Here is a 22643-nt window from a genome sequence, read left to right on the forward strand (position 1 = left end):
GCGTGGGGCCACGCCATTGGCTACGCCTGTATCTATGTTCGCTTGTCGAAGGATTCCAATGTTCCGTCCAGCCTTGTTGCTCGGTCTTCTCATCAGCACCGCCGGAATCGCGCAGAACGCGCCGCAGACCCCGGCTCCCGCCCCCACCGCCGCCGAACTGACCGCCCGCAATGCGCAGGTGAATGCGGAACTGCCCGCGGCACAGGCGGCGATGAAGGCGCATGTCATGTTCCTTGCCAGCGACGCGATGCGCGGGCGCGATGCCGGATCGCCCGAATATGATATCGCCGCCAATTATATCGCATCGCAATTCTATGCGGCGGGGCTGCGCCCGGCGGGCGACGACGGCAGCTATCTGCAGAAGGTGCCGCTGATCCGCATGAACGCCGCCGACAAGGGGCAGGTGAGCCTGAACGGCCAGCCGCTGACCTTTGGCGAGGATTATCTGCCCGGCATCAATCCGCAGGCGCCGGAATCGATGACCGAGGGCAAGGTCGTCTATGTCGGATACGGCATCGTCCGCCCGGGCCGCGACGATTATGCCGGCGTCGATGTGCGCGGCAAGATCGTGGCGGTGGTGCGCGGGGCGCCGGAGGGTCTCGACAGCGAGGAAGCGGCGCATTTCGGCGGCATCGCGACCAAGGCGGCGATCGCCAAGGCCAAGGGCGCGGTCGCGGTGGTTGCGCTCCAGACGCCCGAAGCGGCACAGCGTTCGCCGCTGTCGCGCGGCGCGGCGAGCTATGACAGCCCGAGCGTCAGCTGGGCCGAAGCCGATGGCGCCGGCCATGTGATGGGCGGCGGCGTACCGACCATCGCCACCATCGGCACAGCGGGTGCGGAAAAGCTGTTCGCGGGATCGGGAACGAGCTGGGCCAAGGCGGCAGCGGCGCTGTCGGGCAAGGCCAAGTTCCGCGCCGTCGCGCTCAAGCCGACCATGACCGTGTCGATCAAGACCTCGACCAAGCCCCTGCCGAGCTACAACGTCGCGGGTATCCTGCCGGGCAGCGACCCGTCGGTCGCGCCGGAAACGGTGGTGCTGTCGGCGCATCTCGACCATGTCGGCGTCGGCACGCCCAATGCCAAGGGCGACACCATCTATAACGGCGCGATGGACAATGCGGTGGGCATCGCCTCGCTGATCGAGGAGGCCAAGCGCTTCAAGACTGCGGGCAAGGCGCCCAGGCGCTCGATCCTGTTCCTCGCGGTTACTGCCGAGGAAAAGGGGCTGGTCGGCTCCGACTATTTCGCGAACAACCCGACGATCGACAAGGCGCGGATCGTTGCCGACGTCAATCTCGACATGCCGATCATCACCTACAAATTCACCGACGTCATCGCCTTCGGCGCGGTCCGGTCGAGCCTCGGCGATATCGTCAAGCGCGCGGCGGCGACGGCGGGGGTGAGCTTCTCGCCCGATCCGATGCCCGAAATGGCGCTGTTCGTGCGCTCCGACCACTATCGCTTCGTCCAGCAGGGCGTGCCCTCGGTCTTCCTGTGGCCGGGCACGTCGGGACCGGGCAAGGCGGCGGTCGATGCGTTCTTCGCCAACAACTATCACAAGCCGTCCGACGAAGTGGTGCAGGGTCCGCCGATCGACTGGGAATCGGGCGAACGCTTCATCAACGTCAATTATCAGATCGCCCGCGAAATCGCCGACGCGCCCGCACGGCCGGCGTGGAACAAGGGCGATTTCTTCGGGACGCTGTATAACGGCTACGGCGCGAAGTAGCGGTAGGGGGGCGTCCCTTCCCCAACGACGTCGCCCCAGCGCAGGCTGGGGCCTTCCGGTGGGGAAGGTCGCGCTTCGCCACCGGGAGATTCCAGCCTTCGCTGGAATGACGGGTATCATTGCGTTTGAAAAAGGACTCTCATGCGCCTTTTCCCGCTTGCGCTGTTGCTGGCATCGACCGGCGCGCTTGCCCAGACCGCGCCGCTGACCCCGGAGGAGGCGGCGATGCGGGCGCATGTCGCGTTCCTCGCCGCCGACGACATGAAGGGACGCGAACCCGGCACCTCCGAATATGACCGGGCCGCCGCCTATGTCGCCGATCAGATGCGCGCCGCGGGTTTGAAGCCGGGCGGCGATGACGGCAGCTATCTGCAACGCGTGTCGCTGATCTCGGCGGTGCCGGCGGGGAAGGGCAGGCTGACGGCGGCGGGGCGGCCGGCACTGACCTTCGGGTCCGATTATCTGACCTCGACCAGCTTCCTCGAACCCGATCTGCGGCGGTCGGGCGAGGTGGTGTTCGTCGGGCAGGGGGTGACCGATGCGGCGAACGGCATCGACGATTATGCCGGGCTGGACGTGCGGGGAAAGATCGTCGCCTATCTCTATGGCGCGCCCGCCAAATTGCCGAGTGAGATCCGCGCGCACCTCGCCAGCGGCGACACCAAGCGCGCCAATGCGGCGGCGCATGGCGCGATCGGCGTGCTCCAGATCGAGACCGACGAACAGTCGAAACGCTATCCATTCAGCTATCTCATGTCGATCTACCGCAGTTCGCGCATGACGTGGGTCGGCAAGGACGGTCGCGCGCAGGTCGCCGGGGCCGCCGCGCCGGCGATCGGCTGGCTGAGCGCGTCGGGCGCGGCCAAGCTGTTCACCGGATCGGCGATCGACTGGCCTGCGGTGCTGAAGGCGGAAGCGGCGGGCACGCCGGTGCCGCGCGGGGCGACCGGCGTGCGGGTGACGACGCGTCAGCGGTCGACGACCCGCCGGTTCGACAGCGCCAATGTCGTCGGCATCCTGCCCGGTAGCGATCCGGCCTTGCGCGACCAATATGTCGCGCTGTCGGCGCATCTCGACCATATCGGAGTATCGACCGATCCGACGCTGCCCAAGGGCGCCGACGTCATCAACAACGGCGCGATGGACAATGGCGTCGGCACGGCGGCGATGATCGAGGTCGCGAAGCAATTCGCCGCCGATCCGCGCAAACCCCGCCGCAGCCTGATCTTCGTCAGCGTGACGGCGGAGGAGAAAGGGCTGATCGGCAGCGAATATTTCGCGATGAACCCGACCGTGCCCAAGGGTTCCATCGTCGCCGACGTCAATCTCGACATGCCGATCCTGTCCTACCGCTTTCAGGACATGGTCGCGATCGGTGCCGACCATTCGACCGTCGCGCAAGCCGTGGCGCGGGCGGCGGGCAAGCGCGGCATCGCGCTCAGCCCCGATCCCGAGCCGGAAGAGGCGATCTTCGTCCGGTCGGACCATTACAGCTTCGTCAAGGCAGGCGTGCCGTCGGTGTCGCTCGACACCGGCTGGGCGGGGCCGGGCAAGGCGGCGGTCGCCGATTTCCTGGCGAACCGGTACCATCAGCCGGGCGACGACATGCACCAGACATTCGACTGGGCGGCGGGGCGGGTGTTCGTGGCGATCAACCACGACATCGCGCTCGACCTCGCCAATGCCGACGAACGGCCGCGGTGGAACAAGCGCGATTATTTCGGCGTGTTGTACGACGGTTACGGGGCGAAGTGAGCCGGCTGCTGATCTTTGGGCTGGGGTACACGTCGCGAGCGATCGCGGCGCGGCTGGAGACGCAGGGGTGGCGGGTCGTAGGTACGACGCGCGACGGGCGCGATGGCAGTATTGCGTTCGCCGATGCCGACCGGGTGCGGTTCGAGGCGGCCCAAGCGACCGCCATCCTGTCGAGCGTGCCGCCCGATGGCGAGGGTGATCCGGTGCTCGCCAACTACCGGGAATTGCTGACGGGACCGACGCTGGCCTATCTATCGTCGACCGGCGTCTATGGCGATGCCGAGGGCGGCTGGGTCGATGAGCGCACCCCGATCGCCGGGCGGCGGGCGAACCGCAATGCGGCCGATCGGGCGTGGCTGGACCTTGGGGCACGGGTGTTCCGGTTGCCGGGCATCTACGGGCCGGGACGGTCGCCGCTGGAGCGGGTAGCGGCGGGGGAGGCGCACCGGGTCGATTGCCCCGGACAGGTGTTCAGCCGGGTGCATGTCGCGGATGTTGCCAAAGGTGTCACGTACGGGCTGTCCGCACCAGCAGGTTCGTATAATTTATCCGATGATCTGCCGGCCTCGCAGAATGAGGTCGTCGAATATGCGGCGCGGTTGTTGGGGGTGGAGCCGCCACCGTTCGTTGCGCTGGAGACGCTGAGCCCGATGGCGCGCGCCTTTTATGGCGAGAACCGGCGGGTGGCGAACGGCAAGGCGAAGCGGGTGCTGGGCTGGACGCCCGATTACCCCGATTACCGGTTCGGCCTGCGCGCCCTGAGCGCCACCACCAGCCCGGCCAGTGCCAGTGCCGCCCCGGCCCCGGCGAGCGGCGACCAGCGATAGTTTTCGAACAAAGTTGACAACAGCATCGCGATGACCGGCACGACGACGCCGTTATAGGCCGCCTTGGCCGGGCCGATCGTGCGGATCAGCCCGAAATACAGGGTGAAGGCGACCGCCGAGGCGACGATGCCGAGATAGAGCAGCCCGCCAACATAGGCCCAGCGCCAGTCGAACACCGGCGGCCCGACCGTCAGCGTGGCGTAGCTGGCGTCCATTGCCGCACCGATCAGCATCGCGATGCCGAGCAGCGGCACCATCGGATAGGCCTTGGCGGTCGGTGTCGCCTGCATGACGTTGGCGACCGAGGCGGAAAAGACGCCGGCCAGCGCGATGCCGAGACCGATCAGCACCGCCGCGCCGTTTTCGGAATGTTCGCGCGCTTCGTGGACGAACAGCAGTGCGACGCCAGCCAAAGCGATCGCCGATCCGACCAGCAATTGCCGCCCCATGCGCTGCCCGAGGAAGATGCGCGCGAGGATCGAATTGGGCACGATCAACAGCGCGTACATCAGCGCGACCAGCCCCGAGGTGACATATTGCTCGGAGCGGTAGACGAAGTTGAAGTTTAGGCAGAATTGGGCGAGGCCGAGGCCGGTGGCGAACAGGAGCCCCCGCCGGTCGACGGCAATGCGGTCGCCGCGCTGCCATGCCCAGAGCAGCATGACAATCCCGGCGATCAGGAAGCGATAGGTCACCGACCACGACGCCGGCACCACGCCCAGTTGATCGCGGATCACGATCCAGGTCGACCCCCAGATCAGGGTGACGATGCCGAACGGGATCAGTACCGCCGGCGTCGCCGAACGGGGGGTGTCGGTCATAGCGCGGCGATCGCCTCCGCCAGCGGACGGACGGTCGCCGCATCCTGATCCCAGGCAACGACCAGCCGCGCCTGTCCGACGCCCCAATCGTAGAAATCGAACCCCTGTGCGCGCAGGCCGGCGGCTTCTTGCGCCGTCAGGCGGAGGAAGACCTCGTTGGCCTCGACCGCATGAACCAGCCGGTCGCCCGCCGCTTGTGCCAACATCGCCGCCCCGGCATTGGCGGCGCGGGCGTTGGCGAGCCAGACATCGTCGTCGAGCATCGCCAGCAACTGCGCGGCGAGGAAGCGACCTTTCGACGCGAGCAGCCCGGCGCGCTTGCGGCGGTAGCGGGCGACCTTCGCCAGTTCGGGGCGGAAGAAGACCAAAGCCTCGGCCGACATGCCGCCATTCTTGATGAAACCGAACGACAGCGCGTCGACCCCGGCCTGCCACGTGACCTCCGCCGGGGTACAGCCGAGATGCGCAACGGCATTGGCGAAGCGCGCGCCGTCCATGTGCAGCCCGAGACCGCGCGCACGGGCGACGGCACCGATCGCGGCGACTTCGTCGGGGGTGTAGACCCGGCCGGCCTCGGTCGCCTGGGTGATCGAGATGGCGTGCGGCTGGACCTGATGCACGTCGTCGCGGATCGTCGCCAGATAGGCTTCGATGGCGTCGGGCGCGAGCTTCGCGCCGTCGCCGTCGAGCAGCATCAGCTTGGCGCCATGGGTGTAGAATTCGGGCGCGCCGCCTTCGTCATTCTGGATATGGGCGTCGTGGTGGCAGACGATGCCGCCATGCGGCGGGCACATCGCGGCCAGCGCGATGCAGTTGGCGGCGGTGCCCGACGGCACCCACAGCACCGCGACCTCGCAGCCGAACAGTTCGCCGAAGCGGGCGTCGAGCCGCTTGCTCAAGCCGTCGCCGTCATAGGCGGTGTCCTGTCCGTTGGCGGCGACGATCGCGTCGAGCACGGCGGGGCAGGCGGGGGCGGCATTGTCGGAGAAGAAGCGCATGGGGATGCCTTGGGCGTGCGGGGGGCGGGGGTCAACCGGGGAAGGTTGGACCATGTACCCGCAATCGGAACCGTCGTGTGAGGTAGGGGCTGAGACGTCGAAAATTTGGATCGACGCATCACCGATCCCCCAATCCGTGCGTAACCCGCGTGAAAGCGAGACCTTTGCGGAGCTACCTTTTCCGTACCCCGGCGAAGGCCGGGGCCCAGTTGGGGGACGTCCGTACCTTTCGGAAGAACCTTCCCAACTGGACCCCGGCCTTCGCCGGGGTACGAGAGAGCTGGGACTGGGGCCTGACTTTCGCAAAGGTCTCGCGAAGGCGGAGGCCCAGGGGCAAGCAAAACAACGGTTTGTGCGCGTGGCCCTGGGTCCCCGCCTTCGCGGGGATGCGGTGTCGGGGTTTTGGTAAGGTCTCGCGGAGGTGGTACTCTGGATCAGTTTCATAGGGTGCGGAGGTTGCGCGGACCTGAAACCCCTATTGCTCGTCCTCGTCCGGCGGGCGTCGTTCTTCCTGCGGTACCGGTTCCTCCTCGCGGCGGCGGCGGTCGTTGGGGTTGAAGCGGACCTGCCCGTCGGGGTCGACCGAGACGTCGAAGCCCGGACCCTGGATCGTCGGTGGCGCGTCGAACGGGTTGCCGATCAGGTCCTGTACCGCGTCGATCGCATTGTCGATCGGTTCGGGTTCGGGCGCCGCGACCGGCACCGGATCGCGCAGGTTCAGCGCCTGTCGCATGAAGTCGCGCCAGATACGCGCGGGCAGGCCGCCGCCGGCCAACCCCGGATTGGTGCTGTTGTCGTCATTGCCGAGCCACACGCCCGCGACGATGCCGCCGGCATAGCCGACGAACAGCGCGTCGCGATTGTCCTGCGTCGTGCCGGTCTTGCCGAACGCCTCGACCGGCAAATTGGCGGCGATGCCGGTACCCTGTCGGATCGACGCGGCGAGCAGCGTGCGCATCCCGTCCAGCTCCTCGCGCGACAGCGTCTTGCGGGTCGAGCGCAGCCGGTCGAGCCACGTCGGTTCGTCCTTTTCGGCAAGTCCACGCGGGATGACCGGTGCCTCACCCGCCGCGATCGCGGCATAGGCGCTGGTCAGTTCCAGGAGCGACACGGTCGAGGTGCCGAGCGCGATCGAGGCTTCGTTGGCGATCGGCGTCGAGATGCCGAGGTCGCGGGCGGCGCGGATGACGTTGCGCACGCCCACTTCCTTGGTCAGCCGCGCGGCGGCGACGTTGCTGGAGCGTTGGAAGGCGCGTTCGAGGGTAATGCTGCCGAGATAGCGGCCGTCGCTGTTCTTGGGACTCCAGTCGCCGATCGTGACCGGTTCGTCGAGCACCTGGCTCTGCGGCGTGAGCCCCGAGCGCATGGCGGCGAGATAGACGAACAGCTTGAAGGTCGATCCGGGTTGCCGCCGCGCCTGTACCGCGCGGTTGAACGGGCTGTTGCGGTAATCCTTGCCGCCGACCATGGCGATGACGCGGCCATCGGGGCGCATGGCGACGATCGCGACCTGCGTCTGGCGCAGGCCCGCGTTGCGGACGGCGCGTTCGGCGGCGCGCTGCATGCGGACTTCGAGCGTGGTCGCGACCTTGCGATCGGCACCGATGCCGCCCGCCCGGTCGCGTGCCTGCGGCAGCACCCAGTCGGCGAAATAGGTGCCCGAGGGCAGCGTGCTGTTGTCGGTGACGCGCAGCACGGCGGGTTTGACCCGGCGCGCTTCGGACGGGGTCAGATAGCCGGCATCCTCCATCGCGCCGACCACAACCGCCTGCCGCGCTCGCGCGCCCTTGAGGTTGCCGGTGGGGGCGAGGCGCGAGGGGGCCTTGACCAAGCCCGCCAGCATCGCCGCCTGTCCGACGGTCAGGTCCCTGGGCGCGCGGCTGAAATAATGGCGGGCGGCGGCGTCGAGGCCATAGGCATTGTCGCCGAAATAGGCGTTGGAGAGATAGCGCGAGAGGATCTCGTCCTTGGTCAGCCATGCCTCCAGCCAGAAGGCGATCAGCACCTCGCGCAGCTTGCGCGCCGCGGTCCGGTCCGAATCGAGAAAGGCGTTCTTGGCGAGTTGCTGCGTGATCGTGCTCGCCCCCTGTCGCACGCCGCCCGCCTGGGTATTGGTCCACATCGCGCGGAGGATGCCGCGGGGATCGATGCCCCAATGGGTGCGGAACCGGCGGTCCTCGATCGCCATGAAGGCTTCGCTGACATGCGCGGGGAGTTTGGTCGCATCGACCGGCTTGCCGATATTCGCGCCGCGCTCGGCGATCGGGGTCCCTTCGGCCGAGAGCAGGGTGATCGAGGGCGGGGCGGGCGGTTCGAGCGATTTCGACAGCGGCGCGGTGAAGGCCAGCCACGCGATGGCGATCACCAGCAGGATGATGAGGATGCCGAAGCCGCGCATGATCCAGCGCAGCCACCAGCGCAGCGGGCGGCGGCGCTTCGCGGTCTGTGGCGCTTCGGGCGGCGGGGGTGGCGGCGGCGCGTCGCCCATGCCGGGGAAGCTGCGATCGTAATCGGCCAGCGCATCGTCGAACGCGGCCAGCCGCCGCCGCCGCTCCAGCGCTTCGCCCGTCAACGGGGTCGACAGGCGCCCGATCCGGCTGGGATCGATCGGGCCGGAGGGCGGGGACGGGGGATCGTAAGCCATGATACCGGCCGTGTATTACCGTTCTGATACAGCTTCGGCAAGCTGGATGCGACGGCGCGGGGGTGCGTGGTGGACCGTTGCCGGAACCGGCTGGGCTGTCATGCGCTAGGTCGCGGAGTCGCAAGGAGAAACGGCGTGGACGACGATCGCATCTGGAGTTTCGAGGAAAGCCTGTGGACCGCCGACGCGGCGCATTACGAAGAATCGATCGACGACGAATGCCTGATGGTGCTGCCGACGCCGCCGTTCGTGTTCACCGGGCAACAGGCGATCGATGCGGTCAAGGACACGCCGCGCTGGGAACAGGTGTCGCTGACCGAACGACAGGTCGCGCGGCCGCAGGAAGGGCTGATCGTCGTCGCCTACAAGGCGGAGGCGCATAAGGGCGGCGAGGCGTATCTGGCCTATTGCACCTCGACCTATCGCTGGATCGAACATGGCGTGTGGACGGTGGTCCAGCATCAGCAGACCCCGCCGCTGACGTCGAAGGGGGAGTGAGGTCAGCGCGGCGACGTGGTCGCCTGGACGATCCACGTCGCCGCGCGCAGCACCGGGTCGGCGGACCCGTACCGCGCACGGAACGCGGCTTCGAGCAGCGTCTGCGCATCGGCGCGATAGCCGGGGTGATCCCGCACGATCTTGCCGAGCGAACCGAAGCGCAGGCACAGGTCGACGGTGTCGGTCAGGCTCCCGGCACAGGTCGCGATGTCGACCGGAGCGACCGTAACCCTGACGAACCCGGCTGCTTCGAGCGTGCCGGACAGGAAGGCTGGGTCGGCGAACGAGAAATGTTCGGCGCGTTCGGCATCGGCGACCAGCTCGCCGGGCAGGCACGGAGCCGCGGCGCGCAGCGGGAACGAGTCCAGCTCATTATCGGCCAGCGTGCGCCAGCAGACGAAGCCGAACCGGCCAGCGGGGCGCAGCGCCATGCGGATATTGGCGAACGCCGCGACGGGATCGGCGAAGAACATGACCCCGAAGCGGGAAAAGACCGCGTCATAGCTGTCTTCGAACACCAGCGTCTGGGCATCTCCGATCACATGATCGACGTGTCGGAGATGCGCGGTTTCCGGCACGCGAACCTCGATCGCGGCGGGCAGGATGTCGACCCCGGTGACACGACCGCCCGGACCCACGATGCGCGCGAGGGTCTCGGTCGTGCGCGCGATGCCGCAGCCGAGATCGAGGACATGTTCGCCCGGTCGCAGCGTCAGCCGGTCGATCACTGCCTGACCGATCGGGGCCAACTGCCGCTCCAGCGGGTCGCGGACGGCCAGCCATGCCTGTACGCGCGCATCGGTCATGGTCGAAACGTCACGCCTCCAGCTCGACGTCCCAATAGAGCCAGTCGTGCCACGTTTCATGCAGATGGTTGGGCGGGAAGCGGCGGCCCTGTTCCTGCAACTGCCAGCTGGTCGGGCGGATCGGCTGGACGTGCAGCGGCATCGCCGCCTGTTTCGGCGTACGGCCCCCTTTGCGCAGGTTGCACGGCGCGCAGGCGGTGGCGACATTCTCCCACGTCGTCCGGCCCCCTTGCGCGCGGGGCACGACATGGTCGAAGGTCAGGTCGTGCGTCGCGCCGCAATATTGGCAGCTGAACCGGTCGCGCAGGAACAGGTTGAACCGGGTGAAGGCCGGAAATTCGGACGGCCGGACATATTGCTTGAGCGCGATCACCGACGGCAGCTTGATGCGCGCGGTCGGGCTGCACACTTCGCGGTCATATTGGGCGACGATGTCGACCCGGTCGAGAAACACGGCCTTTACCGCAGTCTGCCATGGCCAGACGCTGAGCGGATAATAGCTCAACGGCGTATAGTCCGCGTTGAGCACCAGCGCGGGACAGCCATCGGGATGGCGGAGGCGATCGGGATGGTACATGAAGTCCCCCTCGCGTAAACGTCGCCGCCGATATGATCGGCAACGATGACGCGGACATGACAGCACGGGGCAAGGCCGAAAGTCAAACCAGGACGGTCGTCACCCGCTTTGCCCCCAGTCCCACCGGGGCACTCCATGCCGGCCATGCGCTGGCGGCGATCGAATCGCACGACCGTGCGCGGGCGGCGGGCGGGCGGTGGCTGCTCAGGATCGAGGATATCGATGGCGGGCGCAGCCGGCCGGAACATGTCGCGGGCATCCTGGCCGATCTGGCGTGGCTGGGGCTGCAATGGGACGGGGAGGTGGTGTTCCAGTCGGCGCGGATGGCGCTGTACCGCGCCGCGCTCGACCGGTTGCGGGGGATGGGGCTGGTCTATCCGTGTTTCTGTACCCGCGCCGATATCGCGCGCGAGGTGGCGGCGAGTGCGTCGGCGCCGCATGGGGTGGACGGGGTCGTCTATCCGGGGACGTGCCGTGCGATCCCGGCGGACGTCGCGGCGGCGCGGCTGGGCGAGCCACATGCGTGGCGGATCGACATGGCGCGGGCGGTGACGCTGACGGGGCCGCTCGACTGGGTCGACGAACTCGCCGGACGGGTCCGCGCCGATCCGCTGGCACAGGGCGACGTGGTGCTGGCGCGCAAGGATGCCGGGACCAGCTATCATCTGGCGGTGACGGTCGACGACGCAGCGCAAGGGGTGACCCATGTCGTGCGCGGCATCGACCTGTTCGCGGCGACGCATGTCCATCGGTTGCTGCAGGCGCTGCTCGACCTGCCGGTGCCGGTGTGGCGGCATCATCCGCTGTTGCTGGGGCCGGACGGGCAAAGACTCGCCAAGCGCAACGGCGCGCCGACGCTGGCGGCATTGCGCGATGCGGGGGTGGAGGGGAAGGCATTCGCCGACGATCTGCGCGCGCGGCGACTTCCCATTGGATTCGCGCTCGCAAATGCTTAGCTTCCGTCCATGAACACGTTCCTGGTCCTGTTGCTGATCGCGGCGATGATCGCGGTCGTCGTCGCGCTGGTGCGCGGCATCGTCTCCTTCCTTGCCGAAGGAACCGCCGCCGCCCGCGGCGAGGGGCCGAGCGAACAGGCGCTGAAATCGAACAGGATGATGCAGGCGCGGGTGTTGTTTCAGGCGATCGCGATTCTGATCGTCGTCGTGATCCTGTTCATGGCCGGGCGCACCTGACGCAGTGGTCAAGCTGAACAAGATCTACACGCGGACCGGCGACGCGGGCACCACCGGGCTGGTCGACGGATCGCGCGTCGCCAAGGATGCAGCGGTGATGCAGGCGATCGGCGATGTCGACGAGGCCAATTCGGCGCTGGGCGTCGCCGTCGTCGCGCTGGGCGATGCCGATACGGCGTTGCTGCGCCGGGTGCAGAACGACCTGTTCGACTATGGTGCGGACCTCGCCACCCCACCGGGCATCGCGGGCGCGCTGCGGATCGTGCCGGCACAGGTGACCGCACTGGAGGAAGCGATCGACCGGATGAACGCCGATCTGTCGCCGCTGACCAGCTTCATCCTGCCGGGCGGGACGGCGGCGGGCGCGGCGCTGCATCTGGCGCGGGCGATCGTCCGGCGCGCCGAGCGGTCGGTGGTGCATGCTTCGTACGAGGCGGACCTTAATCAGAATTTATTGTCCTATATCAATCGGTTGTCTGACCTCCTCTTTGTATACGCCCGATGGGTGAACCAAAGTGGCGGCGGAGACGTTTTGTGGGTGCCAGGCGGGGTTCACCAGCCGGCATAGGAGCACCCCATGCGAGCGACACCGGTCAAACAGCCCGACCAGGCGCTCACCACGCGATATGCCGGGGTTCGCGCACTGACCGACGCGCTGGCCGGGCCGTTGTCGGACGCCGATGCGACCGTCCAGTCGATGGACGATGCCTCCCCCGCCAAATGGCATCTGGCGCATACCACGTGGTTCTTCGAAACCTTCGTCCTGCGCGATCATGTTCCCGGTTATACGCTGCACGACGAGCGTTTCCCGTTCCTGTTCAACAGCTATTACGAAGCCGAGGGCCGCCGCCATGCACGCGGGCGGCGCGGCATGGTGACTCGGCCCAGCCTCGACGAGGTGCGCGCCTATCGCGCGGCGGTCGACGCCGCGTTGCTGGCGGCGCTGCCCGACCTGTCCGACGCGGTGCGGCAACTGGTGGCGCTGGGTTGCAACCATGAAGAGCAGCATCAGGAATTGCTGCTGACCGATATCCTCCACCATTTCAGTGAAAATCCACTCGAACCGGCGATGTTCGCACCCGAGCCGAAGCGTCCGGTGGCGGTGCCGCCGCCGATCGGCTGGATCGAGCATGGCGGCGGCATCGTGCAGGTCGGCCATGCCGGCGACGGCTTTGCCTTCGACTGCGAGGGGCCGCGCCACGACGTGCTGCTCCACCCGCATGCCATCGCCGACCGCACCGTCACCAACGGCGAATGGGCGGCGTTCATCGCCGATGGCGGGTATTGCGATGCGCGGCTGTGGCTGGCCGATGGCTGGGCATGGGTGCAGGCCAACCGGATCGAGGCGCCGCTCTATTGGGAGCGCCAGGGCGAGGTGTGGACCCGTTTCGGACTGGACGGGCGGCGTGCGATCGATCCCGCCGCACCGGTCACCCATGTCAGCTTCTTCGAGGCCGATGCCTATGCCAGCTGGGCGGGCGCGCGGCTGCCGACCGAGTTCGAATGGGAGGCGGCCGCTGCGTCGCACGACCCGGCCGGCGGCAACCAGCTCGACCATGCCCATGCCGTCGAACCGCGTCCGTCGACCGGCGGTCCGGCCTTTTTCGGCGATGTGTGGCAATGGACCGGCAGCGCCTACCGCCCCTATCCGCGCTTCCGTACCGTCGAAGGCGCGGTCGGCGAATATAATGGCAAGTTCATGAGCGGGCAGTTCGTGTTGCGTGGGAGTTCCTGCGCGACGCCGCGTGGCCATGTGCGCGCCTGCTACCGCAATTTCTTTTATCCCCACCAGCGCTGGCAATTCACCGGCGTCCGGCTCGCAAAGGACCTGTGATGCTGCGAAGCGACGACGTACCGATGGCGTCCCGCGCCGATCCCGCTTTCCGCGCCGATGTGCTGGCCGGACTGGCATTGCCGCAAAAGGCGATTCCGGCGCGCTGGTTCTATGACCGCAAGGGGTCGGAACTGTTCGAGGACATTACCCGGCTGCCCGAATATTATCCGACGCGCGCGGAAACGGCGATCCTGAAGACGATCTGTCCCGAACTGGTCGGCGCGGTCGGCGATGGCGTCGCGGTGGTCGAATTCGGATCGGGATCGTCGGTCAAGACGCCGATCCTGCTCAACTGCATCGAACCCGCCGCCTATGTTCCGATCGATATCTCGGGAGATTTCCTGCGGTCGTCGTCGGCGGCGCTGGCCGGCCAGTTTCCCGGACTGCCGGTACTGCCGGTCGAGGCCGACTTCATGCATCCGGTGCCGTTGCCCGAGGAGGTCGCGGACCTGCCGAAGCTGGGGTTCTTTCCGGGATCGACGATCGGCAACATGGAACCGCTCGCGGCCGGCACGCTGTTGCGCGCGATGCGCGACTGGCTGGGCGAGGGGGCGATGCTGTTGATCGGCATCGACCGAATCAAGGATCGCGACACGCTGGTCGCCGCCTATGACGATGCGGCGGGGGTGACGGCGGCGTTCAACCTGAACCTGCTCGACCGGATCAATCGCGAACTGGGCGGCGACGTGCCGGTCGCGGCGTTCGAGCACGAGGCGCGGTGGAACGACGATGCCGCACGGATCGAGATGCATCTGCGCGCGACGCGCGACGTGACTTTCTCGATCGATGGTCGTGCTTTCGCGATGAAGGCCGGCGAGACGATCCATACCGAGAACAGCCACAAATATGGCGACCGCGACGCGCGGCTGCTGCTACGCAGTGGCGGATGGACACCGAAACAACAATGGTGCGGGGACGATGGCGCGTTCTGCGTGATCCTCGCCGAAGCACAGGGACTGCCGATCGCGCCGTGATCCGGCTGTTCGCGGGCATTTTGGCGCTGCTCGCGGCGGTTGCGCCGGCAGCCGCGCGCGACCTGACGGTCGTGAGCTTGAACATCCGCATGCCATCGCCCGACGATGGCGCGAACCGCTGGGAATTGCGGCGCGATTTGACCGTGGCGACGATCCGTCGCGCGAACCCCGACGTGATCGGCACGCAGGAATTGTTCAAGCGGCAGGGCGACGACGTCGTCGCGCGCCTGCCGCGCTATCGCTGGATCGGGGTCGGGCGCAGCGGTGCCGAACGCGCCGATGACGAGCATATGGGCATTTTCTACCGCGCCGATCGGCTGACCGTCGAGCGCTGTGGCAATTTCTGGCTGTCCGATACGCCCGCGGTGCCCGGCAGCAATAGCTGGGGCCACCCCTTTCCCCGAATGGTGACATGGGCGATTTTCCGGGAGGCAGATGGCCGGCGCTTCGCCATGTTCAACACGCATCTGCCCTATCGCGCCGAAGATGAGCCGGCGCGGGAGAAGGGCGCGGCGTTGCTGGCGGCGCGCATCCCGGCGATCGCTGGCGACCTGCCGGTCGTGGTGACCGGCGACTTCAACACGGTACCCGATAGTCCGACCTATCGGCGGATGGCGCAAGGATTGCGCGACGCATGGGGCGCGGCTCCGGTGCGGACCGGGCCGGAGGCGACGTTCCACGGCTTTACCGGCAAGCCCGATCGGCGGATCGACTGGGTGTTCGTGAAGGGGTTCGCGGTGAAGCGCGCGGCGACGGTCGATACGCGGCGGGGGGATGTGTTTCCGTCGGATCATTATCCGGTGGTGGTGACGCTGGGGCGGTAGGGCGACTTCACCCTCGCCCTTCCTGCCGGGAGAAGGAATTTCAATTAGCGAACCAACCGCACGGTCCAGGTCCGGATATAGTCGATATTGCCGCGGCATTCGGTCATGTCGCGCTGTTCGATCAGGCGGAAGCGGGTGCCGTCCCATGCGTAGCGCTGGGTCGTGCCGCAATCGCCGAGACCGCGACCGCGCGCGTCGGCGGTGAGGATGCCGTCGGCGAACGCGGCGTTGAACACCAGCGCCTGTTCGTCGGGCGCGTCGCCGGCCGGGGGCGCGTCGAAGGTCGCCGGGACCGCCGCGCCGCGTTCGACGACGAACAGCGCCGACAGGACGTTATAGGCGCCGACGGTGCAGGGTATGATCGCCAGTGTCCGGCTGCCGAGCGGTTTGGTCGTGGCGGGGGGCAGGTCGTCGGCATCGCATTTCGCCGTCTCGCGCATCCGGGTGACGAGCAGCGGGTCGAGCAGGGCGGCCTCTCCCCGGACGACCGGGGCGCGGACGACCGGGAGCGCGGGGGCGGGGCGGGTGTCGGGGCGCTTGCCCGAGGCGGCGAGCGCGCCGATGGTGCCGTCGCGCCCTTGCTGTGCATCGATCCAGCGCAGCGCGGCGGCGGCGCCGGTCAGCGACAGGGTGGCGATGGTCTTGCCGCTGGCGTCGGCGATGGCGATCGCCCGGCCGTTTGCCAGCCTGCGCGTCAGGGCGAGGGCGGGTTCGCCGCGCAGTGCGATCCAGTCATCCTGCGTCGTGCCGCCGCGCGCGACCGCTTCGCCATCGACGGCGAAGGTCAGCGGCAGGGCGGGGGCGTTGCCGCGCAGGCGGATCGTCAGGCCTGCGTCGGGGCCGGCGGCGCGTTCGATCGACAGCGTCAGGGCGGGCGGTTCGCCGTCCTCGGGGGCCAGCGATCCCGCCTGACAGGTCGCGCCATTGTCGCAGCCCACCGCCCAGTCGTCGAAGGTCTTGAGCGGCAACGCCTTAGGCGGGGTGGCGGTGTCGGTCAGCGGCGCGGGCGAGGCGGTGGGGGACGGCGTCGGACCGGGCACGGGCGCGTCGGCGTTACAGGCAGGGAGCAGCAGCGGCAGGGCAAGGGGCAGGAAACGGCGCATGCCGGTGCGATACCGGCATGGACGGCCGACCGAAAGGCGCTATTCCCGCGTTCAGGCCGCAAAGGCGCAATGAGAGGACGTTCAGGATGAAGACGATTGGCGTGATCGGCGCGGGCCAGATGGGGGCGGGGATCGCCCAGGTATCGGCGCAGGCGGGCTATCGCGTGCTGCTGTCGGACGTGTCGGTCGAGCGCGCGCAGGCGGGCAAGGACGGTATCGCCAAGCAACTGGCGCGCGCGGTGAGCAAGGAGAAGATCGCGCAGGCGGACGCCGATGCCGCGCTGGAGCAGATCGAACCGATCGGCGATCTGGCGGCGATGGGCCCGTGCGATCTGGTGATCGAGGCGGCGACCGAGCGGGAGGCGATCAAGCGCCAGATTTTCGAAACCGTGGGCAAGGCGCTGTCGGATACGGCGATCCTCGCCAGCAATACCTCGTCGATCCCGATCACCCGGCTGGCGCAGGCCGCGCCCGATCCGGCGCGGTTCATGGGGGTGCATTTCTTCAACCCGGTGCCGGTGATGGGGCTGATCGAGCTGATCCGTGGCCTTGCCACCAGCGACGCGACGGTCGCCGCGGTCGAAGCGTTCGGGCAGAGCCTGAACAAGCGCATCGTCCATGCCAATGACGCGCCCGGCTTCATCGTCAACCGCGTGCTGATGCCGATGCTGAACGAGGCATGCTTTGCGCTGGGCGAAGGGGTGGCGACGATTGCCGACACCGATGCGGCGTGTCAGTTGGGGCTGAACCACCCGATGGGGCCGTTCACGCTGGCCGATTTCATCGGGCTCGACACCTGTCTGGAGATTACCCGCGTGCTGTTCGAGGGGACGGGCGATCCGAAATTCCGGCCGGCGCCGCTGCTGGTCAAATATGTCGAGGCCGGCTGGTACGGGCGCAAGGTGAAGCGCGGCTTCTACGATTATTCGGGCGCGGAGCCGGTGCCGACGCGGTGAGCGCGGACGGGGGAGGCGATGCGTCTCCCCCGTGGCGAACGTTAGATGAAGGTCGCGGCGGTCGCGCGGTAGATGGCGGGCAGGATGATGCCCTGCAGGATGCCGATCAGCACCAGCACCACGAATGGCGCGAAGTCGAGAGCGCCGAAATCGGGCAGGATCCGCCGGATCGGGCGATAGACCGGCTCGGTCACGGTCATCAACCCGCGATACATCGAACGGATGAAATCGTTATGGGTGTTGATGACGTTGAACGAGATCAGGATCGACAGGATCGCCTGCACGACGATGATCCACCACAGGACGTTCAGCAGCACCTGAATGATATCGAGCAGGACGTTCAACGCATGGGGCCTTTCGCGAATGGTTCTCGACTATAGGGACGCATAGGCCCGGCTCCAAGCCTCAGGCGTGAACGAGCGTGCCGGCGCCCTGTTCGGTGAAGATTTCGAGCAACATCCCGTGCGGCACGCGACCGTCGAGGATGACCGCCGCGTCGACCCCCTGCGCCACCGCCGACACGCAGGTCTCGACCTTCGGGATCATGCCGCCGCTGATCGTGCCGTCGGCCTTCAGTTCGGCGATGCGGTCGGCGTTCAGGTCGGTCAGCAGCTCGCCGGTCTTGTCGAGCACGCCCGCGACGTCGGTCAGCAGGAAGAAGCGCGACGCGCCCATCGCGCCGGCGATCGACCCGGCCATGGTGTCGGCGTTGATGTTATAGGTCTCGCCATCGGCACCCAATGCGACCGGGGCCACGACCGGAATGAAGCCGTCGCGCGCGAGGCTGTGCAGGATCGTCGGGTCGACCGCGACCGGGGTACCGACGAAACCCAGATCGACATGGCGCTCGATGCCCTGGCTGCGGTCGGGTTCGCTGCGGCCGACCTTTTCGGCGGTGACGAGGCGCGCGTCCTTGCCCGAAATGCCGACCGCCTTGCCGCCGGCCGCCGCGATCCACGCGACGATTTCCTTGTTGATCTTGCCCGCAAGCACCATTTCGGCGACCTCGGCGGTGGCAGCGTCGGTGACGCGCAGGCCGTCGACGAAGCGCGATTCGACCCCGAGGCGCTTGAGCATCGCACCGATTTGCGGTCCGCCGCCATGGACGACGACCGGGTTGATGCCTACCTGTTTCAGCAGCACCACGTCCTCGGCGAAGTCGCGCGCCAGTTCGGGATCGCCCATCGCGTGGCCGCCATATTTCACCACGAAGGTGCGACCGGCATAGCGTTGCAGATAGGGCAGCGCCTCGGTCAGCGTTTCCGCCTTGGCGAGCATCTTCGGATCGGGTGCGTGGGTCATGGGTGCGCGCTTTAGCGGGATGAGCGGCAAGAAGGAAGAAGTTGGGTTCACGCGAAGGCGCGAAGGCGCGGAGGGAAGCAGGAAGTTTTGGTTCGCGCAGAGGCGCAGAGGCGCAGAGGGGTTGTGAACGCTGCGACCGTCCGCTGTCCGGCGAAGCCTTTCTCCCGCTGAACCCGCTAAAGGAGAGCCGCTGTCGCGGCGAACGCGTCCTCTCTGCGCCTCTGCGCCTCTGCGCGAATAATCTCTTTCTCTTCGCGTCTCCGCGTGAAATCGAATCCTACGCGCGATCCAGCCGGCGGCCCAAGCCGACGAAAGCATAGATGAGCGGCGGGACCAGGACGATCGACAGCGTCACCTTGGCCAGCATCTGCCCTACGACCAGCTGCCCGATCGGAAAGACGCCGTAAAAGGCGACCGAGATGAAGATCAGCGTGTCGACGATCTGCGACAGGACACTGGCGATCGCCGCGCGCAGCCACAGCAGGCGCCCTTTCCCACGCTTTAGCCAGCCGAAGATGGTGACGTTCAATGTCTGCGACACGCCATAGGCGACGATGCCGGCCATCCAGATGCGCAGGTTGGAGCGCATGACGAGGTCGAAGGCAGCGAGCCGGTCGGCCTCCATGCTGGCGGCGGCGGGCAGTTCGAGGACGATCGCGACTAGCAGCATCGAGGCGAGCAGCGGCAGGAAGCCGAACCAGACCAGATGCTTGGCCCGAAGCGCGCCATAGAGTTCGGCGACCGCGCTCGACACCACCACCAGCAGCAGGAAGGCGAAGATGCCCGCCTCCACCGCCAGCGGGCCGATCGCGACCTGTTTGTTGCCCAGCACGCCGGCGATGCAGACCATGCCGCCGTAGAAGATCGCGAAGATGAACAGCGCACGCGGCATGGTGATCGTGGCGGGCGCAGGATGGTCGGGTGTCGTCATGGCCCTTGCTAGTCCCGAAAATCGTCGATGGCAAAAGCGTTTGTCGCCGCTGGCCCCCGCGCCACCGCCATGGCATATCGCGACGGTTTGGGGCCGTCCGGGCGGACGGCGGGGCAGGGTATTGCGCTTCACATGACACGTTTCCTCATCGGCATCGCCGGCATCGTCGTGATTCTCGGCATCGCCTTTGCGCTATCGACCAATCGTCGCGCGATCCGGCCGCGGGTCGTCGGCGCGGCGTTCGCGCTGCAGGCGGGGATCGCGGTGCTGGTGCTGTACACGCCATGGGGGAAGGGCGTGCTGAGCTTCCTGTCGGGCGGCGTCGCCAATCTGCTCGGCTATGCGAATGCCGGGACGTCGTTCCTGTTCGGGCCGCTCGCCAAGCCGGAGATCGGCGGGACCAGCTTCGCCATCGCCGCGCTGCCGGTCATCATCTTCTTCGCGTCTTTGGTGTCGATCCTCTATTATCTCGGCATCATGCAGCTGGTGGTGCGCTGGATCGGCGGCGCGATCGAGAAGGTGATCGGCGTCAGCAAGGTCGAATCGCTGTGCGCCGCCGCCAACATCTTTGTCGGGCAGAGCGAATCGCCGCTGGTGATCCGCCCCTATCTGGCGGGGCTGACCCCGGCGCAGCTGTTCACGGTGATGACCAGCGGCATGGCGGGCGTGGCGGGCACGATCCTGGCGGCCTATGCCTCGATGGGCATCCGCATCGATTTCCTGCTGGCGGCGAGCTTCATGGCGGCGCCGGGCGGCATATTGATGGCCAAGATCATCATGCCCGACACGCCCGAGCCGGCGGCGGGCGAGTTGCCGCTGGGCGACGACCGCGAGGCGGAGGCGATCGCGCTGGCCGAGGCGACGCATGATGAGGAACGCCCGGCCAACATCATCATGGCGGCGGCACAGGGGGCGCAGACCGGCGTGAAGCTGGCAGTGGCGGTCGGCGCGATGGTGCTCGCGTTCGTCGCGCTGGTGGCGCTGGCCAACGGGCTGCTCGGCGGGATCGGCAACTGGTTCGGGATCGCCGATCTCAGCTTTCAGCGGTTGCTCGGCTATGTCTTCGCGCCGGTCATGTACCTGCTGAACGTGCCGTGGAACGAGGCGGGGATTGCCGGCGGGCTGTTCGGGCAGAAGGTCGTGTTGAACGAATTCGTCGCCTATATCTCGCTGGGCGAGGCGGGGACGCAATTGTCGACCCGGACGATCGCGATCATCACCTTTGCGCTGTGCGGCTTCGCCAATTTCTCGTCGATCGCGATCCAGATGGCGGTGACCGGCAGCCTTGCCCCCAACCAGCGGCCGATGATCGCGCGGCTGGGCATCCGCGCGCTGGTCGCCGGCACCCTCGCCAATCTGATGTCGGCGGCGCTGGCGGGACTGCTCCTCAGCTGAAAACACGTGGCCGCCTCGGCCGCGTCAACCGTCTGTTTACGGCGTTCCCGATAGGGTCCTTCGATCATGCCGGACGCGGCATGGGGTTGCGTGATGGGGACGACCATGGACGACGGACTGATCGATCAGCGGGCACTGGCGCAGGCGCGGGCGGAACTCGGAGCGAATTTCGTCCGCATCCTCGGCTATTTCCGCGAGGACGGGCTGAAGTCGCTGCTGGCGATCGAAAACGCGATGCGCGAACAGAATGCGGTGGCGATGGTCCTGCCGGCGCATACGCTGAAGGGCGAATCGCGGCAGTTCGGCGCGGAGGCGCTGGCCGATATCGCCGAGGGGATCGAGATGATCGCGCGCAAATGCGTCGAGACGCGCGACGAGCCGACCGAAGCGATGGAGCATGTCGCGCAGCTGCGCCCGATGTTCAACGCGACGCTGGCGCTGCTCGACCGCGACAGCAACCCGCTGGCGCAGCGCAAGGCCGCCGGGTTCGGCAAGCGACCGGTGGCGTTGTAGGGGCGGCGTTTCCGACCACGTCGCGCCAGGTGCATCGACCGTCCGTCCGCCACGTGCGGCTGTGGGCGACCGACATTCTATCGTCACTCCCGCCTGCACGGGAATGACGAACATCCATGGGAATCGCCGAACGTCGATCCGGCATCGATCGGACCGGCCGCGCCATCGTGCGACCGGCGATCGACCTTACAGCCCGTGCTTGTCGTATTCCGACTTGGCGTTGAGCTGGATATAGTTCTGGATGCCCATGCGCTCGATCATCTCGAACTGGGTTTCGAGCGTGTCGACATGCTCTTCCTCGTTCATCAGGATTTCCGCGAACAGATCGCGGCTGACGAAATCGCGGATGCTTTCGCAATAGGCGACGGCTTCGCGCAACTGGGCGACGGCCTCGACCTCGATCGCGAGATCGGCCTTGAGGATTTCCTCGACCGTCTCGCCGACGCGCAGGCGGCCGAGCAGCTGGAAATTGGGCAGGCCGTCAAGGAACAGGATGCGCTCGGCCAGACGATCGGCGTGCTTCATCTCGTCGATCGATTCGTGCCGTTCGAACTGCGCGAGCTTGTACACGCCCCAATGGTCTAGCAGGCGATAGTGCAGCCAATATTGATTGACCGCGGTCAGTTCGTTCCTGAGCGCCTCGTTGAGAAATTCGATGACCTTGGCGTCGCCCTTCACGTCGTTCGTCCTTATGCTGTGATGGACGGGACTTACGCGGTTTGGCGCGACAGGGACAGCATCAAAATGGCTGATTTCTGCGGGTTTGTGCAGGTGCGAACGCTACGCAGCCGCGCGTTCGGCATCGATAATGGCTCGCGCGAACGGGACGCACTGGCCGCATTTCGCCTGACATCCCAGCGCCCGATATGCCTGGCAGGCGCTGTTCGCGCCACCGCGCGCGGCCTCCCGCACATCGCGTTCCCGAATGGCATTACAGACGCATACGACCATGTTCGACCCTCG

At 67.2% G+C, this 22643-nt stretch carries 24 protein-coding genes; 13 read left to right on the plus strand and 11 right to left on the minus strand.

Going from position 1 to position 22643, the window contains the following annotated elements:
- The first annotated feature begins 58 nt into the window (after positions 1-58).
- The 3 genes from MF607_RS06980 to MF607_RS06990 all read left to right on the plus strand — a co-directional run bounded on the left by MF607_RS06980 (position 59) and on the right by MF607_RS06990 (position 4311).
- Positions 59-1729: a M20/M25/M40 family metallo-hydrolase gene (locus tag MF607_RS06980; RefSeq protein WP_242116853.1), complete on the plus strand. Its 1671-nt coding sequence runs from the start codon at positions 59-61 to the stop codon at positions 1727-1729.
- A 141-nt stretch (positions 1730-1870) separates the two neighbouring features.
- Complete coding sequence (locus MF607_RS06985; RefSeq protein ID WP_242116854.1) at positions 1871-3484, plus strand: M28 family metallopeptidase; 1614 nt, start codon at positions 1871-1873, stop codon at positions 3482-3484.
- On the plus strand, positions 3481-4311 hold the full coding sequence (locus MF607_RS06990) for a Rossmann-fold NAD(P)-binding domain-containing protein (protein ID WP_242116855.1): 831 nt from the start codon (positions 3481-3483) through the stop codon (positions 4309-4311). The genes MF607_RS06985 and MF607_RS06990 overlap by 4 nt, the downstream gene beginning before the upstream one ends.
- On the opposite strand, the gene MF607_RS06995 is transcribed toward MF607_RS06990, so the two are convergent.
- From MF607_RS06995 to MF607_RS07005, 3 genes are all read right to left on the minus strand, one after another.
- Entirely contained in the window at positions 4221-5132 is a 912-nt protein-coding gene (locus MF607_RS06995; protein ID WP_242116856.1) for a DMT family transporter, read from the minus strand. The two genes, MF607_RS06990 and MF607_RS06995, sit on opposite strands and share 91 nt — an antisense overlap.
- Positions 5129-6130, minus strand: coding sequence for a threonine aldolase family protein (locus tag MF607_RS07000; RefSeq protein WP_242116859.1), 1002 nt, complete (start codon positions 6128-6130; stop codon positions 5129-5131). Before MF607_RS07000 ends, MF607_RS06995 begins: the two co-directional genes overlap by 4 nt.
- A 475-nt stretch (positions 6131-6605) precedes the next feature.
- On the minus strand, positions 6606-8618 hold the full coding sequence (locus tag MF607_RS07005; protein ID WP_242117248.1) for a transglycosylase domain-containing protein: 2013 nt from the start codon (positions 8616-8618) through the stop codon (positions 6606-6608).
- Between the two features lie 291 nt (positions 8619-8909).
- Here MF607_RS07005 and MF607_RS07010 point away from each other — a divergent pair, with 291 nt between their 5' ends.
- The gene (locus tag MF607_RS07010; protein WP_242116861.1) at positions 8910-9272 is read left to right on the plus strand and encodes a DUF4440 domain-containing protein; all 363 of its coding nucleotides are present in this window, start codon (positions 8910-8912) and stop codon (positions 9270-9272) included.
- 2 nt (positions 9273-9274) lie between these two features.
- On the opposite strand, the gene MF607_RS07015 is transcribed toward MF607_RS07010, so the two are convergent.
- Both MF607_RS07015 and MF607_RS07020 read right to left on the minus strand, forming a co-directional pair.
- Positions 9275-10078: a class I SAM-dependent methyltransferase gene (locus tag MF607_RS07015; RefSeq protein ID WP_242116863.1), complete on the minus strand. Its 804-nt coding sequence runs from the start codon at positions 10076-10078 to the stop codon at positions 9275-9277.
- Positions 10079-10088: 10 nt separating this feature from the next.
- Entirely contained in the window at positions 10089-10655 is a 567-nt protein-coding gene (locus tag MF607_RS07020; RefSeq protein WP_242116865.1) for an HNH endonuclease, read from the minus strand.
- 56 nt (positions 10656-10711) lie between these two features.
- Between MF607_RS07020 and gluQRS the strand changes: the two genes are divergently transcribed.
- From gluQRS to MF607_RS07050, 6 genes are read left to right on the plus strand one after another with little or no spacing between them, the layout of a single operon-like run.
- Positions 10712-11611 (plus strand): tRNA glutamyl-Q(34) synthetase GluQRS, encoded by a 900-nt coding sequence (gene gluQRS / locus MF607_RS07025; RefSeq protein WP_242116868.1) that lies wholly within the window; start codon positions 10712-10714, stop codon positions 11609-11611.
- Between the two features lie 9 nt (positions 11612-11620).
- Positions 11621-11848 carry a twin transmembrane helix small protein gene (locus MF607_RS07030; protein WP_242116870.1) on the plus strand — a complete coding sequence of 76 codons (228 nt, stop codon included), beginning with the start codon at positions 11621-11623 and terminating at the stop codon, positions 11846-11848.
- Positions 11849-11852: 4 nt separating this feature from the next.
- Positions 11853-12416, plus strand: coding sequence for a cob(I)yrinic acid a,c-diamide adenosyltransferase (locus MF607_RS07035; protein ID WP_242116873.1), 564 nt, complete (start codon positions 11853-11855; stop codon positions 12414-12416).
- Between the two features lie 9 nt (positions 12417-12425).
- Positions 12426-13682, plus strand: coding sequence for an ergothioneine biosynthesis protein EgtB (gene egtB / locus MF607_RS07040; RefSeq protein ID WP_242116875.1), 1257 nt, complete (start codon positions 12426-12428; stop codon positions 13680-13682).
- The gene (gene egtD / locus MF607_RS07045; RefSeq protein WP_242116880.1) at positions 13682-14656 is read left to right on the plus strand and encodes an L-histidine N(alpha)-methyltransferase; all 975 of its coding nucleotides are present in this window, start codon (positions 13682-13684) and stop codon (positions 14654-14656) included. Before egtB ends, egtD begins: the two co-directional genes overlap by 1 nt.
- A complete protein-coding gene (locus MF607_RS07050) occupies positions 14653-15480 on the plus strand; it encodes an endonuclease/exonuclease/phosphatase family protein (RefSeq protein ID WP_242116882.1) in 828 nt (275 codons plus the stop codon). Before egtD ends, MF607_RS07050 begins: the two co-directional genes overlap by 4 nt.
- A gap of 44 nt (positions 15481-15524) precedes the next feature.
- On the opposite strand, the gene MF607_RS07055 is transcribed toward MF607_RS07050, so the two are convergent.
- The gene (locus MF607_RS07055) at positions 15525-16583 is read right to left on the minus strand and encodes a DUF1176 domain-containing protein (protein ID WP_242116885.1); all 1059 of its coding nucleotides are present in this window, start codon (positions 16581-16583) and stop codon (positions 15525-15527) included.
- A gap of 86 nt (positions 16584-16669) precedes the next feature.
- Between MF607_RS07055 and MF607_RS07060 the strand changes: the two genes are divergently transcribed.
- Positions 16670-17539 carry a 3-hydroxyacyl-CoA dehydrogenase NAD-binding domain-containing protein gene (locus tag MF607_RS07060; protein WP_242116887.1) on the plus strand — a complete coding sequence of 290 codons (870 nt, stop codon included), beginning with the start codon at positions 16670-16672 and terminating at the stop codon, positions 17537-17539.
- 41 nt (positions 17540-17580) lie between these two features.
- Here the strand turns inward: MF607_RS07060 and MF607_RS07065 are convergent, their stop codons facing one another.
- The 3 genes from MF607_RS07065 to MF607_RS07075 all read right to left on the minus strand — a co-directional run bounded on the left by MF607_RS07065 (position 17581) and on the right by MF607_RS07075 (position 19772).
- Positions 17581-17883: a YggT family protein gene (locus MF607_RS07065; RefSeq protein WP_242116889.1), complete on the minus strand. Its 303-nt coding sequence runs from the start codon at positions 17881-17883 to the stop codon at positions 17581-17583.
- Positions 17884-17944: 61 nt separating this feature from the next.
- Positions 17945-18841, minus strand: a complete 897-nt coding sequence (gene argB / locus MF607_RS07070) for an acetylglutamate kinase (protein ID WP_242116890.1) — start codon at positions 18839-18841, stop codon at positions 17945-17947.
- A gap of 277 nt (positions 18842-19118) precedes the next feature.
- The gene (locus tag MF607_RS07075) at positions 19119-19772 is read right to left on the minus strand and encodes a queuosine precursor transporter (RefSeq protein ID WP_242116891.1); all 654 of its coding nucleotides are present in this window, start codon (positions 19770-19772) and stop codon (positions 19119-19121) included.
- A 132-nt stretch (positions 19773-19904) separates the two neighbouring features.
- Here MF607_RS07075 and MF607_RS07080 point away from each other — a divergent pair, with 132 nt between their 5' ends.
- Positions 19905-21167: a NupC/NupG family nucleoside CNT transporter gene (locus MF607_RS07080; protein WP_242116892.1), complete on the plus strand. Its 1263-nt coding sequence runs from the start codon at positions 19905-19907 to the stop codon at positions 21165-21167.
- 93 nt (positions 21168-21260) lie between these two features.
- Positions 21261-21680 (plus strand): Hpt domain-containing protein, encoded by a 420-nt coding sequence (locus MF607_RS07085; protein ID WP_242116894.1) that lies wholly within the window; start codon positions 21261-21263, stop codon positions 21678-21680.
- A gap of 186 nt (positions 21681-21866) precedes the next feature.
- Here MF607_RS07085 and bfr read toward each other — a convergent pair whose 3' ends face one another.
- Both bfr and MF607_RS07095 read right to left on the minus strand, forming a co-directional pair.
- Complete coding sequence (bfr, locus tag MF607_RS07090) at positions 21867-22358, minus strand: bacterioferritin (RefSeq protein WP_055996593.1); 492 nt, start codon at positions 22356-22358, stop codon at positions 21867-21869.
- Between the two features lie 102 nt (positions 22359-22460).
- The gene (locus tag MF607_RS07095) at positions 22461-22631 is read right to left on the minus strand and encodes a (2Fe-2S)-binding protein (RefSeq protein WP_055996590.1); all 171 of its coding nucleotides are present in this window, start codon (positions 22629-22631) and stop codon (positions 22461-22463) included.
- Positions 22632-22643: the final 12 nt, after the last annotated feature.

It is taken from the genome of Sphingomonas lacusdianchii (assembly GCF_022664395.1).
Classification (GTDB): Bacteria; Pseudomonadota; Alphaproteobacteria; order Sphingomonadales; family Sphingomonadaceae; genus Sphingomonas; species Sphingomonas lacusdianchii.

What these genes read in the sequence shown, in the direction of transcription:
- MF607_RS07095 (WP_055996590.1), bottom strand. Translation starts at nt 22,631, where the DNA reads ATGGTCGTATGCGTCTGTAATGCCATTCGGGAACGCGATGTGCGGGAG.
- MF607_RS07030 (WP_242116870.1), top strand. Translation starts at nt 11,621, where the DNA reads ATGAACACGTTCCTGGTCCTGTTGCTGATCGCGGCGATGATCGCGGTC.
- MF607_RS07080 (WP_242116892.1), top strand. Translation starts at nt 19,905, where the DNA reads ATGACACGTTTCCTCATCGGCATCGCCGGCATCGTCGTGATTCTCGGC.
- argB (WP_242116890.1), bottom strand. Translation starts at nt 18,841, where the DNA reads ATGACCCACGCACCCGATCCGAAGATGCTCGCCAAGGCGGAAACGCTG.
- MF607_RS07015 (WP_242116863.1), bottom strand. Translation starts at nt 10,078, where the DNA reads ATGACCGATGCGCGCGTACAGGCATGGCTGGCCGTCCGCGACCCGCTG.
- MF607_RS06985 (WP_242116854.1), top strand. Translation starts at nt 1,871, where the DNA reads ATGCGCCTTTTCCCGCTTGCGCTGTTGCTGGCATCGACCGGCGCGCTT.
- MF607_RS07055 (WP_242116885.1), bottom strand. Translation starts at nt 16,583, where the DNA reads ATGCGCCGTTTCCTGCCCCTTGCCCTGCCGCTGCTGCTCCCTGCCTGT.
- MF607_RS06980 (WP_242116853.1), top strand. Translation starts at nt 59, where the DNA reads ATGTTCCGTCCAGCCTTGTTGCTCGGTCTTCTCATCAGCACCGCCGGA.
- MF607_RS06995 (WP_242116856.1), bottom strand. Translation starts at nt 5,132, where the DNA reads ATGACCGACACCCCCCGTTCGGCGACGCCGGCGGTACTGATCCCGTTC.
- MF607_RS07060 (WP_242116887.1), top strand. Translation starts at nt 16,670, where the DNA reads ATGAAGACGATTGGCGTGATCGGCGCGGGCCAGATGGGGGCGGGGATC.
- MF607_RS07005 (WP_242117248.1), bottom strand. Translation starts at nt 8,618, where the DNA reads ATGGGCGACGCGCCGCCGCCACCCCCGCCGCCCGAAGCGCCACAGACC.
- MF607_RS07075 (WP_242116891.1), bottom strand. Translation starts at nt 19,772, where the DNA reads ATGACGACACCCGACCATCCTGCGCCCGCCACGATCACCATGCCGCGT.
- MF607_RS07020 (WP_242116865.1), bottom strand. Translation starts at nt 10,655, where the DNA reads ATGTACCATCCCGATCGCCTCCGCCATCCCGATGGCTGTCCCGCGCTG.
- gluQRS (WP_242116868.1), top strand. Translation starts at nt 10,712, where the DNA reads ATGACAGCACGGGGCAAGGCCGAAAGTCAAACCAGGACGGTCGTCACC.
- MF607_RS07000 (WP_242116859.1), bottom strand. Translation starts at nt 6,130, where the DNA reads ATGCGCTTCTTCTCCGACAATGCCGCCCCCGCCTGCCCCGCCGTGCTC.
- MF607_RS07085 (WP_242116894.1), top strand. Translation starts at nt 21,261, where the DNA reads ATGGGGACGACCATGGACGACGGACTGATCGATCAGCGGGCACTGGCG.
- egtD (WP_242116880.1), top strand. Translation starts at nt 13,682, where the DNA reads ATGCTGCGAAGCGACGACGTACCGATGGCGTCCCGCGCCGATCCCGCT.
- egtB (WP_242116875.1), top strand. Translation starts at nt 12,426, where the DNA reads ATGCGAGCGACACCGGTCAAACAGCCCGACCAGGCGCTCACCACGCGA.